Here is a 15,813-nt window from a genome sequence, read left to right as displayed (position 1 = left end):
TAGAACATGACCTACCAACTAGAAACTGCTGCCCATCCCGAGACCCTGCGCCGTGTGGCGATTGATCCGGTATCGCGGGTCGAGGGACACGGCAAGGTAACCCTCCTGCTCGACGACCAGAACAGGGTGCATCAGGTACGCCTGCATATCGTCGAATTCCGCGGCTTCGAGAAGTTCATCCAGGGTCGGCCGTACTGGGAGGTGCCGGTGATGGTCCAGCGCCTGTGCGGTATCTGCCCGGTGTCCCACCATCTGGCTGCTTCCAAGGCGCTTGATGTCATCGTCGGGGCCAAGAAGCTGACGGCAACCGCCGAAAAGATGCGTCGCCTGATGCACTACGGTCAGATGCTTCAATCGCACGCGCTGCACTTCTTCCACCTCTGTTCGCCTGATCTGCTCTTTGGTTTCGACAGCGATGTGACCAAGCGCAACATCGTCGGTGTGGCCATGGCGCATCCGGAAACCGCCAAGCGCGGCGTATTGCTCCGCAAGTTCGGCCAGGAAGTCATCCGTGTCACCGCCGGCAAGCGGGTGCATGGCACTGGCGCCGTGCCGGGCGGGGTCAACAAGGCACTGACCATCGCCGAACGCGATGAGCTGCTCAAGGACATCTATCACATCGTCCAGTGGTCGCGTGAAGCCGTGCACCTGATCCAGAAGGTGCATACGCAGGACCCCGGCCTGTACAACAGTTTTGGCATCTTCCGTTCCAATTTCATGTCCCTTGTTGGCAACAACGGCGACCTTGATTTCTATCACGGCACGCTGCGCGCCCGCGACGACAACGGCAAGCTCATCTTCGATCACGTCGATTACCAGCAATACGACCAGTACATCGAGGAGGAGGTGCGCTCGTGGAGTTACATGAAGTTCCCCTTCTTCAAGTCGCTGGGCAAGGAAAACGGCTGGTACAAGGTCGGTCCCCTGGCTCGCGTACAGAACTGCAACCAGATTTCGACTCCCTTCGCCGAACATGAGCGCAAGGAGTTCGTCGATTACGCCGGCGGTTCGCCCATGCATGCCCCGCTGGCCTACCACTGGACGCGGATGATCGAGATGCTGCACGCCGCCGAGGTGATCAAGGAACTGCTCCACGACGACGATCTGCTTGGTTCAGACCTGATGGTTCAGGGCGAACGCCAGATGGATGGCGTTGGCGTCATCGAAGCACCGCGCGGCACGCTCTTCCACCATTACCGCGTCGACGAGAACGACCTCGTCACCATGGCCAACCTGATCGTGTCGACGACCAACAACAATCAGGCAATGAACGAAGCCATTCGTAATGTCGCCCGGCGCTACCTGCACGGCCATGAGGTGACCGAGGGCCTGCTCAATCACATCGAGGTTGCCATCCGCGCCTTCGATCCCTGCCTGTCCTGCGCCACGCATGCGCTGGGCAAAATGCCGCTGGAGGTTGAACTGGTCGATGTCGAAGGGAAAATCGTTCATTCGCTGAGCCGCTCGTGAGCGCACCAGTTGTCATCTTCGCCGTCGGCAACCCGAGTCGTGGCGATGACGCCATCGGGCCGGAATGCTGCGCCCGGTTGGAAGCGTGGCTGGACCAGGAAGGGCTGGCCGATCAATTCGAGCTGATCGAGGACTTCCAACTCCAGATCGAACACGCCCTCGACCTCCAGGGCCGGCAACTCGCCCTGTTCATCGATGCCGGTGCCAACACACCGGGACCCTTTACCTTCGAGCGAATCGCCCCGGCCAGCGGCGCCGCCTGCACCACCCACGAACTACCGCCCGAAGCGGTGTTGCAGGTCTATGTCCAGACCGAAGGAGAACCACCGCCACCAGCCTTTGTGCTGTGTATTCGTGGTGAGGGTTTTGAACTGGGCGAGCCCTTGTCAGGCGCCGCGAGTCAACATCTGGAATTGGCCTTCGGCTTGCTCACTGGGCTTTGCCAACAAGCCGCGCTGGTTGTCTGGGAAGAGAAATCAGGGCCGACCAAGGGCTGATCAGGCTTTGCGCTAAACCTCGGCTTGGGGATATGCTGGCACTTCCGGATACGCTTGGTTGTCATCCATGAGGTTTTCCCGACTTTTCCTCAATCGCCTGCAGAACCAGCCGATTGCTACCGATACGGTGGTTGTCATCGATGTTCTGCGCTCGTTCACGACGGCGGCGGTTGCGCTGGCACGAGGGGCTCGGGCGATCTATCCGGTTGAGGGCATTGTCGAGGCGACGGCGCTGTTCGGGCGGCTGGCCAATGCCGTCTCGGTGGGGGCGGTGGGGGGCGGTGACCCGGTACCTGGTTTTGATTTTGGCAACTCGCCCTCGCAACTGATGTCGGCCGATCTGGCCGGGAAAAATGTCGTCATGACGACGGCGGCCGGAGTGCGCGGCCTGCAGCGTTTTCGTCAGGCGCGGCATCTCTATGCAACCAGCCTGGTCTGCGCCCGGGCTACGGCGGCAGCGATCCGTCAGGCTGGGGCTGATGAGGTCTGCTTCGTGATCACCGGTGAATGGGTTGATCGCGATGGCGACGAGGACATCGCCTGCGCCGATTACATCGAATCCCTGTTGCGCAGCGAACCGGTTAATCCTGAGGTTTTTGCCGAGCGGGTCCGCATGTCGGATTTCGGGCGGCGGTTTACGGCTGGCACCTGGCCCAATCTACCTTTGGCCGATCTCGGTCTGGCCGCCCGGCCGGATTATTTCGACTTTGCCATGCCCGTGCGCTGCGCTGCGCATCAGCTTGTCATCAGCCTGCCGGACTGAGCATCGCCGGCAAAATTTGTTGATATGCATCATGGGCGGCGGCGGTTTTCAGGCAGAAAATCTTTCTGACTTGTTGCCCCATGGGAGGCGTTTCAGGTCGATATGTTTTTCCTCAGATACACATTCGCGGCGACTCTGGTCGCCGCCTTTTTTGATGCGGCACATGCGGCTGAACCGGCTGATCGACAATTCGCCGCTATCGCCGCCTTGTCGCCCAGCGGCATAAGCGCAACGGTTGGGCAAATGGTTGAGGTCGACATCGATCTGGCGGCCGGCGGGGGATTGGTCGTTGAGCCGAATGGCGAGCGCATCGACCTTCTCTATCGCATGGCCTTCAACCAGATTGCCGAGGGCTGGAGCTGGCGACCGCTGGCTGACCCCGCCCTCGACGACTATTACCAGTACAAATTTCTGCCTCTCCAGTCGGTCCTTGTCGAGCGAGGTGAATACGCTGCCGAGGACAAGATCGGCACGCCGCAGCAGATGAAGGTTAGCTGGCGCTACGACTATTTTCTGGCCTTCGACAACCTTTACGATTTTTACCCGCGTACCAGCGATGACGACGCCGGCTTTTCGGCCAGTCTGTTGGCCGACGTGGCTGGGCGATTGGGGATGCGGGCGACGGCGCGGCTGATCGAACCGGTGATCAGCGAAAGCACAACCTTCTGGAAGGCCATCTACGGCAAGCCGACTGATTTCACGCTGAAGAAACGCTATTTTCTTAGCCGGCTTGAGTCAGTCGACTTTGTCGATACGGTCAGTGGCGAGGTGCTCTGCCGCATCCGGCCCGGGCAGGGGGGATGCGCCGGCCGTTGACAGGTGATGGCCGCTTATTCAGCGATACACCAGTACCGGCACCTTGGAATGGGTGAGTACCTTGTTGGTCTCGCTGCCAAGCAGGAAACCGCTGAAGCCGCGGCGTCCGTGGGAGGCCATGAAGATCAGGTCGCAACCGGATTTTTCGGCGGCTTCGATGATCGCTTCGTAGGGAATGTCGCTGGTTGCAGCTACGGTGCTGCACTGGACGCCGGCGTCTGCGCACATTTTCTCGACTTCGCCGAGATATTCGTGGGCTTGCTGGTCGGCCAGTTCGGCAAATTTTTCGGGCGTCGTCGGGTCGATCAGGGCACCTTCACCGAAGTAGGCGATGGGATATTCCGGTTTGGCGAAAAAGGCGGTGATGCGGGCACCGGCCTCCTTGGCGAAGGAAACGGCACGTTGCGCCGTGGCGCGCGAGAGTTCGGAACCGTCGGTCGGTACAAAGATATGCGTGAACATGCCTAACCTCCTGAAATGGTCTGCTGGCGTTGCATTCCGCCTTGTTGAGGTTCATGCTACGCCAAGTCCGAAGGAATTAAAACAGGCTGCTCCCGATTCCCGTACACTGCCGTTGAGTTGCCCCGCTGAGGCGCAATGGCGGTCGGTTTTGGGCGTCAGCAAGGTCAATGATTCAGGTAGCGCAGCACGCATCAGTAAGAGGGGAATGTCATGTCTGGTAATGGAACAGCCCGTCGCAACACTGTTGATATCGATCACCCGAGCCCCGTCGAGTCGCTCGGCAAGGCCGTCAGTAGCGCCATCGATCCGTATGGCGTGACCACCTCGCTGCTCAATGCGCAGATGGCCTGGCTGATGCACCCGCAGGAGTTGGCACGGACCATGAGCGGCTTGTCGGCCGATCTGGTGGCCCTGCAGTCGCATCTGATGCGCCGGGCGCTGGGTATTCGGTCCGACGACGTGATCCGGCCGAATATTGATGATGCCCGTTTTGCCGATCCGGTGTGGACCGAGTCGGCTACCTGGGACATCATCAAGGAATGGTATATCGCCTTTACCCACCGGCTCGAAGACATGTATTTCGAGACGCCGGGCTTGTCCGACAAGGAACGTCGCCGCGCCGCCTTCTGGCTGCGCAAATGGCTGAACATGGTGGCGCCGACCAACTTCTTCTGGCTCAATCCGGTAGCCATCCAGCGTTGCGTTGAAACCAAGGGCGAAAGCCTGAAGCAGGGCTGGGAAAACTTCCAGCGTGACGTCAAGGCCAAGAATATCCTGATGGTCGAGCCTGATGCCTTCACTGTCGGCAAGGATCTGGCGACGACACCGGGCAAGGTGGTCTTCCGCAACCGTCTGGTCGAGCTGATCCATTTTGCGCCAACGACGGCCAAGGTGCGGGCGATGCCCATCGTCATCATCACGCCGTGGATCAACAAGTTCTATATTCTTGATCTGACCGCGAAGAAAAGCATGGTCAAGCATCTGACCGATCAGGGCTTCTCGGTGTTCATCACGAGCTGGAAGAACCCGGGGGCGGATCTGTCTGATATCCGTTTCGACGATTACCTGCTCGAAGGCGTCAATGAGGTCGTGCGGGTGGCGACTGAGTTCTGCAAGGTGCCCAAAGTCCATCTGGTCGGTTACTGCATCGGTGGCACCCTGGTCACCACCTACATGGCCTGGGCCAACAAGCATTTCGCCGCCGGAAAACTGCCGGTCGCGCACTGGACATTGTTCACCACCCTGACTGATTTCTCCCATCCCGGCGACATCGATGTCTTCATCGACGAAGCCTGTATCGGAGCACTGGAAGAGTCGATGGCCAAGAAGGGCTACCTCGACGGCAGCGAAATGGCCGGCTCTTTCCGCATGCTGCGCTCGAACCCGCTGATCTGGCATTACTGGGTCAACAGCTACCTGCTTGGCGAGCCGTTACCGGCTTTCGATGTGCTGTTCTGGAACATGGATACGACGCGCATGCCGCAGGCCATGCATTCCTATTACCTACGCGAGATGTATCTCCACAACAACCTGATCAAACGCGACAAGCTGACCATCGCCGATCAGTCGATTGACCTCGACCTGATCGAGCAGCCCCTCTACGCGGTGACTGCCGAGGACGACCATATCGCGCCGTGGAAGCAATGCTATCGCATCCGCAAGCAGATCAACGTCAAGGCGCCGGTGCGCTTCGTTCTGTCGACCTCCGGTCATATTCTCGGTATCGTCAATCCGCCGGCCAATCCGCCCAAGCGGGCCTACTGGATCGGTGAGCCGGAACGTAACGAGCATTGGGAACACTGGTTTGACCGGGCGGAAAAGAAGACAGGAACGTGGTGGGACGACTGGACCCGCTGGCTTGGCGAACGGACCGGTGATCTCGTCGATGCCTACCCGGCAGCCAACCGGAAGTTCCCGGCCCTGGCCGATGCGCCCGGTACCTATGTGCTGGAAAAATAGCAGGGACTACAGGGTATGGATGTCCGAATGATGATCAGTCCGCAATCGTTCAGTGGCTCAGCCTGGGCCGAGCAGGCCAGGGGCGATCTCTTGCGCATTGTGCGCATCAACGAGGAAATCAAGTCGATTGTCGGCGTTGCCTTCAAGATCAACATTATGGCGCTCAATGCTATTTTTCTGGCCAAGCGGGCCGGTACGGCAGCCCGTGGCTTTGGCGTGCTGTCGAATGAACTGCGGGTGTTTTCGCAGGATCTGCGCGACAGCATGGCCGGGCTCACAGCGCTGATCCATGCCTGCGTCGCCGAAGTTTCGCTGGTCTTGCAGGATATCCGTCATACCCGGCTGCTCCGTCAGGCGGTCGAAACGTCGCGGGTGGGCCGGCTGACCGAGGTCTTGGCCGAAAGGGAGCGGAAAAGTACCGAGCATGCCCAGCATCTGGTTGGCTTGCGCAAACAGCTCAAGCGGGCCCTTGACGATGCATTCCAGTTGGTCGAACTGGGCGGCATGCTGGCCAAGTCGGCAAAGATCGAGGCGGCTTACGGCCAGGCCTTTGCTGTGCCGCTGTCTCAGGTTTCAGGAGAATTCGATGGTGTGGTCGAAGAAATTCGCGCTTCGCTCGAAGCGCTGCGCCGGTCAGCCTTTTTTGCCGGCAGGTGAATGTACAGGAGCGGATGCGTGAAAAAAACCAAGACGATCTTTCAGGAAGGCAATCACAAATGGGTGGCCATTGTTCGCGATCCGGACAAGGCCAATCACCTGATCGACACCAACGAGTATCTGGTGACCCATGGCAGCAAGGGATTGCTGCTCGATCCGGGCGGGGCTGAAATATTTCCGGCGGTGTTTTCGGCACTGTCATCGGAATTCGACCCCTCGGCGCTGAGCGGTATCTTCGCCTCGCATCAGGATCCTGATACCTGCTCGTCGCTTGCCCTATGGCTAGAATTCAATCCGCAGCTACGCTGTCATGTCAGCTGGCTGTGGGCCGGATTCATCCCCCATTTTGGTGGCACGGCAGAGACCTTCGTGGCGATTCCCGACGAGGGTGACGACATTAACCTTGACGGCCTGATACTGAGGGCGGTACCAGCCCATTATCTGCATTCGTCGGGCAATTTTCACCTTTACGACAAGGTTGCCAAGCTTCTGTTTTCCGGCGATGTCGGGGCTGCCTTGTTGCCGGCTGCAGAGAGTGGGTTGTTTGTCGAGAATTTCGATGCCCACATTCGTCATGCCGAGGGCTTTCATCGGCGCTGGATGGGTTCCAACGAGGCCAAGCGAGCCTGGTGCGAGCGGGTGTCGAAGATAGACATTGACATGCTTTGCCCGCAACACGGCGCGATCTACCAGGGGGCCGATGTCCAGCGCTTCATCAACTGGTTCGACGCATTGCAGGTCGGATCTTGCGGCGGCTGATTGGTCCGGATTTGATGATGGTCAAGGTGTGTTCAGGGGTCAAGCCCCGAGAATGGGACACCTTCAGCCACTGAGCCACCAATGACCACCATCCGCAGTTTCATGACCGACGACCATCGCCGCTGCGATGATCTGTTTGCCGAAGCCGAGCAGGCCGTCGGCAAGGGAGATTGGGTGTTGGCCAGTGCTACCTTCGGGCATTTTCGCTCGGCCATGCTGGCTCACTTCGACAGCGAGGAAAAGACGCTGTTTCCGACCTTCGAGGCGAAGACCGGCATGCGTCAGGGGCCGACTCAGGTCATGCGCATGGAGCACGAACAACTGCGCAGCCTCATGGTCGACGCAGCGGATGCCCTGCAAAAGGCCAATGCCGAGGATTATCTCGGGCTGGCCGATACCCTGGTCATCATGATGCAGCAGCACAACATAAAGGAAGAGAACATGCTCTACCCGATGTGTGACCAGCATCTGAGCGCCGAATCGCCAGCCATCCTCGAACGGCTGGAAACGGAGTTGTGCGACGAATGAACCATGCCAAGACCCCGCATGTTGTAGATGCCCGCTATATGGAGCCGCCCGGGCCCTTCGTGGCGACCATGGAAATGCTCGATACGCTGAAGGACGGCGAAAAGATGCTGCTGCTGCTTTTTCGCGAGCCACATCCCCTCTATAAGGTGCTGCGCCAGAACGGTCACGATTACCAAACCGAATTGTTGCCGGATGGTACCTTCGAGATTCTGATCTCGCGCTGACCCGACCCCTCTTTGTAAAGCCGAGTCCCGTGCAAGCCATGCTGGCCTTTGAGAACGCCCCGCCCTTCGCGGCGCCGCTGCGGTTCTTTCTGACGGCGCCGCTATTTGCCGTGCTCGCTGGACTGTTGCTGGCCTTCGAGGGGCCCGATCTTCTCGCTTCGCGGTGGACGCCCGGCCTGCTGGCGGCGACCCACCTGATGACCATCGGCTTCATGCTGCAGGTGATGCTGGGTGCCCTGATCCAGATACTGCCGGTGGTCGCCGGGGCCAGCCTGAAAAATTCGCTGGTGGTCGCCCGCCTGGTCCATGTTGGCCTGTCGGTCGGGGCGCTTCTGCTGGGCGCCGGATTTCTGGCCGCGTCACCTGTCCTGCTGGGCTGTGCCGCCGCCATCTTGGGCTTTACCGTACTGTACTTTCTCGCCGTGACGGCACGGGCACTGATCGGCGTGCCGACGACCAGCCCGACCATCCGCGGTATCAAGCTGGCTCTGTTCGGACTGGCTGTTGTCGTTGGCTATGGGGTTTTCCTGGCGCTGGCCCTGGCCGGTGGCTGGTCCTTGCCCCTGATGGCCCTCGCTGATCTGCATGCCGGCTGGGGATTGGGCGGCTGGGCTGGCGTTCTGCTCGCCGCGATGGCCTATGTCGTGGTGCCGATGTTTCAGCTGACGCCGGGCTATCCGGCCCGTGCCTCGTGGTGGTTCCCAATTTTCGTGCTGGCCATGCTCGGACTGTGGAGTCTCGCCCTGGTCGCCGAATGGCCCTGGTTGGTCCGTCTTGCCCCGTTGGGCATGGCGCTGGCCGGCATCGCCTTCGCTGGCCTGACCCTGCGTCTGCAAGGCAAACGTCGGCGGGCGCGGCCGGATACCACGTATCGCTACTGGCAACTGGGCCTGATCGGCTCGACCGTTGGCCTGGTGTTGCTGTCACTGGCTGCGCTGTGGCCGGCGGCCGCAGACCTCGACGGCTGGACCGTGATTTCTGGCATTTTGCTGGTGGCTGGCGGCTTCGTCCCCTGCATTACCGGCATGCTCTACAAGATCATTCCCTTCCTGTCGTGGATGCATCTGCAAAGTTTCGGTCAGGCCAAGGTGCCGGCCCCGGCCATGAACAGGATTCTGGCCGAAGTTGGCATGCACCGGCAGATGCTGGCTTACGTCGCCGCGCTGACTCTGCTGCTTGCTGCCACCATTTTTCCAGCGTGGCTGGCCCGCGTGGCGGGTCTGGCCTTTGCTGTTGCCAATGGCTGGCTGTGGTGGAACCTGATCGGAGCCGTCCGGCGCTATCGAGGGCATCTCGCCGATATGGCGCATAAACTCGCAACGCCATGAGTTACCTCGCCCTCAAACACCTGCACATCACCTGTGTCGTTCTCAGCGGTCTTGGCTTCAGCCTGCGCGGCTGGTGGATGTTGTGCGAATCGCCGTTACGCCAGCATCGCCTGACCGGCATCCTGCCGCATGTTGTCGATACCATGCTGCTGGGCAGTGCGCTGACCATGGCCTGGATGAGCGGCCAATATCCCTTTGTGAACAACTGGCTGACGGCTAAAGTCTGTGGCCTGCTTGCCTACGTCCTGTTTGGCATGATGGCGCTGAAACGCGGCCGGAGCAAAGCGATCCGGGCGCGTTTCTTCGTGCTGGCCGGGCTGGCCTATGCCTATATCGTCAGCGTGGCGCTGACGCGTAACCCGCTGGTTTTCGGCTGGTAGGTTTGGGGTGGGGGCGAGCGTTCCGCCGGATTTTGCCCGCCCCCAGCACTACCAGCCCAAGGCAGCTTCCTACATCCGCCCCAGCTTGCGGTATAGCGTGTTGCGACTGATGCCGAGCTGGCGGGCGGCAGAGGAGATGTTGCCGCCGGCCGATTCCAGAGCCCGCATGGCGGCCTGCCGGCCGATGGCATCCATGCTGTTGGCCCCTTCCAGCGGGGCTGCTGCCCACGGATCGAAGCCGGGTTGGGTGGGGGGACGGCCACCACGTTTTCGAATAACTCTTCAGGCAGGTGGCTTTCAGTGATCAGGGATTCGTCATCATCGAGCAGCGCGATGGCGACCCGGATGACATTGAACAACTGGCGGATGTTGCCCGGCCAGGCATAGTTCTCTATGGCGCTCTGGGCTTTTTCGGAGAAACGGACCTGCAGGCTGCGGCTTGCCGTTTCGCTGGCGGCAATCTTGGCCACCAGGGCGCGGATGTCGGTCCTTTCGCGGAGGGCCGGCATGGTCACGCTCATGCCGTTCAGTCGGTAATAAAGGTCTTCGCGGAAGGCCCCACGGGCGACTTCTTCCCGCAGCTTTCGGTGGGTGGCGCAGACGAGCGAAATATCGACCTGGATCGCCCGTGTGCTGCCTAGCGGCGTCACGCAGCGCTCTTGCAGGACACGCAGCAGGCGGGCCTGCAGGTTGAGCGGCATGTCGCCAATTTCATCGAGGAAGAGGGTTCCGCCGTGCGCCTGCTGAATCTTGCCAGGTGCGCCTTCCTTGCGGGCGCCGGTAAAGGCCCCACCCTGATAGCCGAACAGTTCGGACTCGATCAGGGTTTCCGGAATCGATGCGCAATTGAGCGCGACAAAGGGACCGTTGCCGCGCGGGCCGCTGTTGTGGAAGCCCTTGGCGAACATTTCCTTGCCGGCGCCCGATTCGCCCTGGATGAGAATGGGGATGTCCTTGCCGAGAATGCGCCGGGCGCGTTCGATGGCGGCCTGCAGTCGGGCGTCGCCGGTATTCAGGGTGTCCAGAGTCGGGCCGGATGGCGCAATGGTTTCGGGGCGACGCGGGGCGCGGATGGAGGCTGGTTCATCGTAGACCCGACCGGCCACGGCCAACGGCGGCAGCTGGCCACGGAGCTGGACGTGCAGTGATTTGCCATTGACGTTGATTTCGTAACTACCCTGTAGCGTATGACGCAGACGGTCGATCAGGGCTGACAGATTGCTTTCAAAGACCATCGAGAAGTCGCGGCGCACGGCGTCTACCTGACGAATGCCCAGCAGTTCGGTGCCGTTACGGTTCATCGCCAGGACCTGTCCATCGGGCGAAACAGCGGCGAGGCCTTCCTTGGGACTGCCCAGGTAGTCGGCCCGGCTGTGAAAGCAGACCAGGATGTCACGGGCGTGGGCCGATTCGAACAGACGCCTTTCGACGATGGCTGACGACATGCGGACCAGACCCAACGTATGCCGCTGGTAGCTGCGGTAATCGCCAGAAATGTCGAGAACTCCGATCAGGCGGCCATCCGGTCCGAAGATCGGGCTGGCGCAGCAGGTCAGAAAGCCGTTGTGCTCAAGGAAATGCTCGCCGCCAAGGATGGACACCGGGCCTTCTTCGGTCAGCGCCGTGCCGATGGCGTTGGTGCCCCGCTGGTTTTCGTCCCATGAGGCGCCGGCAGACAAGGCGACGCGGTCGGCGCGATCGACGAAATCAGCATCGCCCACTGTTTCGAGAAGAAGGCCGTTGGCATCGGCGAGGATGACCATGCTACCGGATTCGCGAATCTGCTCGAACACATGCTCCATGATCGGTCGTCCCTGAGCCAGCAGGAAGCGATTGCGGTCCTGCTCGGTTTTCAGGGCGACCCGATCCATCGCGTCGGTGACCGGGACGAAATTGCCTTCGCCCAGGCCGAAACGCCGGCAGCGCTCCCATGAGCGGAGGATGACCGGATCAATCAGGCCATCGGGCAGGGAGCCTTCTTCAAAAAAGAGTTGCCTGGCCTGTTGCAGGCGCTGACCGTGAATCTCGGCCAATAGTTGTATTTGTCCCATCTCTCCTCCGGCAGCTGCGGAATGCTTTATTTGTCTTTTTGTTGCTTCATAACGTAACACCTGCCCCTTTTATTAGCAATGAAGCGAGCAGTGCGCCACACCATTTAGCAAAGGTCGTGCCATGCACGCAGAAGTGTCACGTTTTTACGCCATCTCCGGCAAGACCTTGTGCCAGAAGAATCTTTCGTGCCGATACATGAGCTGGCACAGGGATTGCAGATGTCTTCCGACAAAGGCAGTAATCCGAACCTAATCAAGGAGACATTGTGAAACATCCATTTCGACACATCGGCGCTTTGGCTGCCGCTCTCATCATCAGCGCCACGGCATCCCAGGTTTTTGCGCACGGTGACGTGGTGCCGCAGGCTGTCGATACAACCGGCCTGAAAAATCTGGGGGCCGATTTCCTGGCGAGCAATCCGTACCGCAAGGATAAGACAGCCATTCGCATTGGAGATTCCGCTTTCAATCAGAACTGTGCTCGCTGTCACGGCCTGGGGGCCATTTCCGGCGGCATCGCGCCTGATCTGCGCTACCTCCCCGTGGCTGACGAAGGGGATGAGGTTTTCCTGCAACGCATCCGCAAGGGGGCTGTGCGCGATGGTCGTGTTTATATGCCGCCGTTCGAGGGTACGCTGAGTCAGGAGGCCATGTGGGCTATCCGCACCTGGCTGGAAACCGTCCATGAAGAATAATCGTCGTCTCTGGCTCAAGGCCCTGGCTGCCTTGCCCATGGCAGCAGCGCTGCCGGCCCTGGCTGATGGCCTGGATGCGATCCGTCAGCGTGGTCGTCTGCGCGTTGCGGTCTACAACGATTTTTCGCCATATTCGATGGCCGGTGGCAAAGGCATCGATGCCGACATCGCCCGGGCGATTGCGGCAAAGCTTGGCCTGACCGCCGAAATCGTCGGCTACAACGCCGACGAAGACATGAACGACGATCTGCGCAACATGGTCTGGAAAGGCCATTATCTGGGTACCCAGCCATCGGATGTGATGATGCATGTGCCGGTCGACGAGTATCTGGCGCGCAGCAACGACAAAGTCCGTATCTTTGGCGCTTACCATGTCGAGACGCTGGCTCTGGCCCGCAATCCCGAACGTCTGCCAAAGGCGCTTTCGGGTTCGGCAGCTGTAGCTCTGGAAATCTTCACGCGGGAAAAGATCGGTGTCGAAACAACCTCGCTGGCCGATTCCTTCCTGCTCGGTGTGCTGAATGGTCGCCTGCGGGAAAACGTCGTGCATTTCAAGAGTGTTGCCGAAGCGGCCAAGGGGCTGGCCGAAGGCAAGGTTTCTGCCGTGCTGGCACAGCGTGGCGAACTTGAGGCGGCGATCAAGGGGCAGGACAAGGTGGTACTCGACAGCCCGAAGTTTGCCGAACTGAAGATCGATAGCTGGCCGCTTGGCATGGCCGTCAAGGTCGAGGATCAGGCGCTGGCCGAAGCTATTGGCAGCGCGCTGGCTGGTTTGAAGCGTGACGGCACGATTGCCGACATCTTCAAGCGCCACGGCATCTCTCATCAGGCCAATTGAACGTGCGCCCGACTTTGCCGCATCTCCTGCTTGCCGTGTTGGTCGGTGTGCTGGCCGGCACTGCGCTGGCTGCACCGCTGGCCTACGTGCCGAACGAAAAATCGGCCAGTGTCAGCGTCATCGATACTGCGACCGATCAGCGACTCGTCAATATTCCCGTCGGTCAGCGCCCACGCGGCATTGCGGCTGGCGATGGGCGGCTCTACCTGACCGATGGCAAGACCGGCAGCGTACTCATTGTCGATACCGTGGCCGGCAAGCAGATTGCCGCGGTGCGGGTTGGCGACTCGCCGGAAGGGATCAGCCTGTCGCCTGATGGCAAGTTGCTCGCGGTTGCGGTTGAAGACGACAACAGTATTGTTTTGCTGGCCGCGCCGAAGGGCAGGGAACTGGCCCGTATCAAGGTGCAAGGCAAGAATCCGGAACATGCGGTGTTCAGTCCGGATGGCCGCTGGCTTTACGCCAGCGCCGAAGAGGCGGAGCAGGTTGATGTCGTCGATGTGGCGGCGCGCAAGCAGGTGGCGAGTATTCCTGTCGGCAAGCGGCCGCGCGGCATCGGCTTCCTGCCTGATGGTAGCCGCGCCTATGTGGCCAGCGAAATGACCGGCAAGGTTTATGTCATCGATGTGGCGGAGCGTCGTGCCGTGGCAGAAATCACCGCCGGGCAATATCCGGCGGGTATCGCCGTGCATCCGGATGGCAAGCGGGTTTTTGTCTCGAATGGGCGAGATCCGTCGGTGATGGCAATTGATGTTGCCAGCAATACGGTAGTGGCTACCATTGAGGTCGGCAAGCGGCCGTGGAACATGGCGATTACGCCGGATGGCAGCAAGCTCTACGTGGCCAATGGCCGTTCCGGGACGGTTTCGGTCATCGATACCGCCAGCTACCAAAGACGGCTCGACATTGAAGTCGGCGAACTTCCCTGGGGTGTGAGTATCCGATGAACAGTCAGCGTTATACCCTGCCAGCCATCGCCCTGCACTGGGGGCAGGCCATCCTTATCGCCTGGTTGCTCTGGCTCGGCTGGACCATGGTCGATCTGCCCAAAGGGGCTGAGCGCAGCGCCGCCTACGGCCTGCACAAATCCCTCGGCCTGCTGGCCCTTTTGCTGGTTGTTGTCCGACTTGCCTGGCGGCGCGGCCATCCGGCGCCGTCTGCTATTAGTGGGGGATGGGAGGCCAGGCTGGCAATGGTTACTCACTATGGGCTCTACGCCCTGCTCGCCCTGGTGCCGCTGGCCGGTTATCTGGCATCGTCGTTCACCACTTACGCCACCAAGTTTTTCGGTGTTGAGTTGCCGAGAATTGTTGCGCCCAGTGAATCGTTCAATGCCATTTTCAAATTGCTCCACGAAGGATTGGTCTGGGGCATTGCCGCGTTGATCGTCCTGCATGTGGCTGGCGCAGTGAAACACGCCATGTTGCGAGACGGCACATTGCAGCGCATGCTGCCCGGTAGGTTGTTCAGAAATTGAACAGTTGTTCCACAGCGGAGCAATATGTACTGACTAAAGCAATAAGCACATCCGTGCATTCCCCTTAAAAGCCACCTTCGGGTGGCTTTTTATTGTCAATTTCAGCGGGAGAATGGTCACGATATGCCCGTGATACGCTTGGCCGAACGAACGAACGAACGAAAGCAAGGCCATTAAATTTTTTGGCTGCGAGCAAAACCATGCGCTATCAAGGAAAAATCACCCGCTGGAAGGACGTTCAGGGCTTTGGCTTCATCACCCCGAATGGCGGGGGAGAGCTGGTTTTTCTGCACATCAAGGCGTTTACCCGTCGAGACCGACGCCCCTCGCTAGGTGAAATCGTCACCTATACGCTGGCAACGGATGCCACGGGCAGGGTCCGGGCAGAAAATGTCGCATTTGTCGTTGCATCGGTGCCTGCTGCATCTGATCGCAGCAGCAGGTGGAAGGGTGTGTCACCCATGTTGGCCGTGCTGTTTTTGCTGTCAGTCACTGCGTCCGCTGTGTTTGGCAAATTGCCACCCGCGCTTGCCGGGTTATATGCCGTGGCCAGTCTGCTGGCTTTTGTCATGTATGCCTGGGATAAATCGGCCGCCGTGAGCGGTCGATGGCGAACGCAGGAAAGTACCCTGCTCCTGATCGGTCTTGTCGGCGGTTGGCCGGGGGCTTTGCTTGCCCAGAAGGTGTTGCGCCACAAATCGCGCAAGAGATCATTCCAGGTGATCTTCTGGGCGACGGTGTTGATCAACATCGGCATTCTGGGCTGGTTGCTGACCGCCAAGGGGGCGGCTGTCATGCGGACTCTTCTGGTTGGCGGGGCTTAAACACGGGTTCGCTATTTCTCGCGCGCCGCCGGGATGGGGGGCGGAAAATACGCTATATGTATCAAAAACAATTTTACTGGTGAAA

At 60.0% G+C, this 15,813-nt stretch carries 18 protein-coding genes and 1 pseudogene; 16 read left to right on the top strand and 3 right to left on the bottom strand.

Annotated features, from left to right (window positions below; translation table 11 throughout):
* Positions 1-6: 6 nt before the first annotated feature.
* The 4 genes from HYN24_RS11065 to HYN24_RS11050 all read left to right on the top strand — a co-directional run bounded on the left by HYN24_RS11065 (position 7) and on the right by HYN24_RS11050 (position 3,546).
* Complete coding sequence (locus tag HYN24_RS11065) at positions 7-1,470, top strand: Ni/Fe hydrogenase subunit alpha (RefSeq protein WP_117609302.1); 1,464 nt, start codon at positions 7-9, stop codon at positions 1,468-1,470.
* Positions 1,467-1,967 carry a hydrogenase maturation protease gene (locus HYN24_RS11060; RefSeq protein WP_117609301.1) on the top strand — a complete coding sequence of 167 codons (501 nt, stop codon included), beginning with the start codon at positions 1,467-1,469 and terminating at the stop codon, positions 1,965-1,967. The genes HYN24_RS11065 and HYN24_RS11060 overlap by 4 nt, the downstream gene beginning before the upstream one ends.
* Positions 1,968-2,034: 67 nt before the next feature.
* The gene (locus HYN24_RS11055) at positions 2,035-2,730 is read left to right on the top strand and encodes a 2-phosphosulfolactate phosphatase (protein WP_117609300.1); all 696 of its coding nucleotides are present in this window, start codon (positions 2,035-2,037) and stop codon (positions 2,728-2,730) included.
* 102 nt (positions 2,731-2,832) lie between these two features.
* Positions 2,833-3,546, top strand: coding sequence for a hypothetical protein (locus tag HYN24_RS11050; protein WP_117609299.1), 714 nt, complete (start codon positions 2,833-2,835; stop codon positions 3,544-3,546).
* A gap of 18 nt (positions 3,547-3,564) precedes the next feature.
* Here the strand turns inward: HYN24_RS11050 and HYN24_RS11045 are convergent, their stop codons facing one another.
* Positions 3,565-4,008, bottom strand: a complete 444-nt coding sequence (locus HYN24_RS11045) for a universal stress protein (protein ID WP_117609298.1) — start codon at positions 4,006-4,008, stop codon at positions 3,565-3,567.
* A 210-nt stretch (positions 4,009-4,218) separates the two neighbouring features.
* On the opposite strand from HYN24_RS11045, the gene HYN24_RS11040 reads away from it, so the two are divergent.
* From HYN24_RS11040 to HYN24_RS11010, 7 genes are all read left to right on the top strand, one after another.
* Positions 4,219-5,967 carry an alpha/beta hydrolase gene (locus HYN24_RS11040; RefSeq protein WP_117609297.1) on the top strand — a complete coding sequence of 583 codons (1,749 nt, stop codon included), beginning with the start codon at positions 4,219-4,221 and terminating at the stop codon, positions 5,965-5,967.
* A 27-nt stretch (positions 5,968-5,994) separates the two neighbouring features.
* The gene (locus HYN24_RS11035; RefSeq protein ID WP_240327658.1) at positions 5,995-6,624 is read left to right on the top strand and encodes a methyl-accepting chemotaxis protein; all 630 of its coding nucleotides are present in this window, start codon (positions 5,995-5,997) and stop codon (positions 6,622-6,624) included.
* Between the two features lie 18 nt (positions 6,625-6,642).
* Positions 6,643-7,383 carry an MBL fold metallo-hydrolase gene (locus tag HYN24_RS11030; RefSeq protein ID WP_117609296.1) on the top strand — a complete coding sequence of 247 codons (741 nt, stop codon included), beginning with the start codon at positions 6,643-6,645 and terminating at the stop codon, positions 7,381-7,383.
* 81 nt (positions 7,384-7,464) lie between these two features.
* Entirely contained in the window at positions 7,465-7,911 is a 447-nt protein-coding gene (locus tag HYN24_RS11025) for a hemerythrin domain-containing protein (protein ID WP_117609295.1), read from the top strand.
* A complete protein-coding gene (locus tag HYN24_RS11020) occupies positions 7,908-8,135 on the top strand; it encodes a DUF2249 domain-containing protein (protein WP_117609294.1) in 228 nt (75 codons plus the stop codon). Before HYN24_RS11025 ends, HYN24_RS11020 begins: the two co-directional genes overlap by 4 nt.
* A gap of 38 nt (positions 8,136-8,173) precedes the next feature.
* Positions 8,174-9,463, top strand: coding sequence for a hypothetical protein (locus HYN24_RS11015; RefSeq protein WP_240327781.1), 1,290 nt, complete (start codon positions 8,174-8,176; stop codon positions 9,461-9,463).
* Positions 9,460-9,843 carry a SirB2 family protein gene (locus tag HYN24_RS11010; RefSeq protein ID WP_117609292.1) on the top strand — a complete coding sequence of 128 codons (384 nt, stop codon included), beginning with the start codon at positions 9,460-9,462 and terminating at the stop codon, positions 9,841-9,843. The genes HYN24_RS11015 and HYN24_RS11010 overlap by 4 nt, the downstream gene beginning before the upstream one ends.
* A gap of 69 nt (positions 9,844-9,912) precedes the next feature.
* Here HYN24_RS11010 and HYN24_RS16165 read toward each other — a convergent pair whose 3' ends face one another.
* Positions 9,913-10,011, bottom strand: a complete 99-nt coding sequence (locus tag HYN24_RS16165) for a helix-turn-helix domain-containing protein (protein WP_240327780.1) — start codon at positions 10,009-10,011, stop codon at positions 9,913-9,915.
* 389 nt (positions 10,012-10,400) lie between these two features.
* Positions 10,401-11,606, bottom strand: a pseudogene (locus tag HYN24_RS16160) (sigma-54-dependent Fis family transcriptional regulator); the annotation flags it as partial.
* A gap of 575 nt (positions 11,607-12,181) precedes the next feature.
* On the opposite strand from HYN24_RS16160, the gene pedF reads away from it, so the two are divergent.
* The 5 genes from pedF to HYN24_RS10980 all read left to right on the top strand — a co-directional run bounded on the left by pedF (position 12,182) and on the right by HYN24_RS10980 (position 15,728).
* A complete protein-coding gene (gene pedF, locus HYN24_RS11000; protein ID WP_371413255.1) occupies positions 12,182-12,589 on the top strand; it encodes a cytochrome c-550 PedF in 408 nt (135 codons plus the stop codon).
* Positions 12,579-13,427: an ABC transporter substrate-binding protein gene (locus HYN24_RS10995; protein ID WP_117609290.1), complete on the top strand. Its 849-nt coding sequence runs from the start codon at positions 12,579-12,581 to the stop codon at positions 13,425-13,427. Before pedF ends, HYN24_RS10995 begins: the two co-directional genes overlap by 11 nt.
* 2 nt (positions 13,428-13,429) lie before the next feature.
* Positions 13,430-14,374: a beta-propeller fold lactonase family protein gene (locus HYN24_RS10990; protein WP_117609289.1), complete on the top strand. Its 945-nt coding sequence runs from the start codon at positions 13,430-13,432 to the stop codon at positions 14,372-14,374.
* Entirely contained in the window at positions 14,371-14,904 is a 534-nt protein-coding gene (locus HYN24_RS10985; RefSeq protein WP_117609288.1) for a cytochrome b, read from the top strand. The genes HYN24_RS10990 and HYN24_RS10985 overlap by 4 nt, the downstream gene beginning before the upstream one ends.
* 92 nt (positions 14,905-14,996) lie before the next feature.
* Positions 14,997-15,728 carry a DUF1294 domain-containing protein gene (locus HYN24_RS10980; RefSeq protein WP_371413210.1) on the top strand — a complete coding sequence of 244 codons (732 nt, stop codon included), beginning with the start codon at positions 14,997-14,999 and terminating at the stop codon, positions 15,726-15,728.
* Positions 15,729-15,813 lie beyond the last annotated feature (85 nt).

Source organism: Dechloromonas sp. HYN0024 (assembly GCF_003441615.1).
Classification (GTDB): Bacteria; Pseudomonadota; Gammaproteobacteria; order Burkholderiales; family Rhodocyclaceae; genus Azonexus.
The sequence above is the reverse complement of the archived record's forward strand: the minus strand, read 5'-3'. Positions and strand labels throughout refer to the sequence as shown.

Coding starts and splice junctions, on each gene's coding strand:
- HYN24_RS11040 (WP_117609297.1), top strand. CDS start 4,219: ATGTCTGGTAATGGAACAGCCCGTCGCAACACTGTTGATATCGATCAC.
- HYN24_RS11045 (WP_117609298.1), bottom strand. CDS start 4,008: ATGTTCACGCATATCTTTGTACCGACCGACGGTTCCGAACTCTCGCGC.
- HYN24_RS11010 (WP_117609292.1), top strand. CDS start 9,460: ATGAGTTACCTCGCCCTCAAACACCTGCACATCACCTGTGTCGTTCTC.
- HYN24_RS10985 (WP_117609288.1), top strand. CDS start 14,371: ATGAACAGTCAGCGTTATACCCTGCCAGCCATCGCCCTGCACTGGGGG.
- HYN24_RS11050 (WP_117609299.1), top strand. CDS start 2,833: ATGTTTTTCCTCAGATACACATTCGCGGCGACTCTGGTCGCCGCCTTT.
- HYN24_RS11035 (WP_240327658.1), top strand. CDS start 5,995: ATGATGATCAGTCCGCAATCGTTCAGTGGCTCAGCCTGGGCCGAGCAG.
- HYN24_RS16165 (WP_240327780.1), bottom strand. CDS start 10,011: ATGCGGGCTCTGGAATCGGCCGGCGGCAACATCTCCTCTGCCGCCCGC.
- HYN24_RS11055 (WP_117609300.1), top strand. CDS start 2,035: ATGAGGTTTTCCCGACTTTTCCTCAATCGCCTGCAGAACCAGCCGATT.
- HYN24_RS11065 (WP_117609302.1), top strand. CDS start 7: ATGACCTACCAACTAGAAACTGCTGCCCATCCCGAGACCCTGCGCCGT.
- HYN24_RS11020 (WP_117609294.1), top strand. CDS start 7,908: ATGAACCATGCCAAGACCCCGCATGTTGTAGATGCCCGCTATATGGAG.
- HYN24_RS11025 (WP_117609295.1), top strand. CDS start 7,465: ATGACCACCATCCGCAGTTTCATGACCGACGACCATCGCCGCTGCGAT.
- HYN24_RS10995 (WP_117609290.1), top strand. CDS start 12,579: ATGAAGAATAATCGTCGTCTCTGGCTCAAGGCCCTGGCTGCCTTGCCC.
- HYN24_RS11015 (WP_240327781.1), top strand. CDS start 8,174: ATGCTGGCCTTTGAGAACGCCCCGCCCTTCGCGGCGCCGCTGCGGTTC.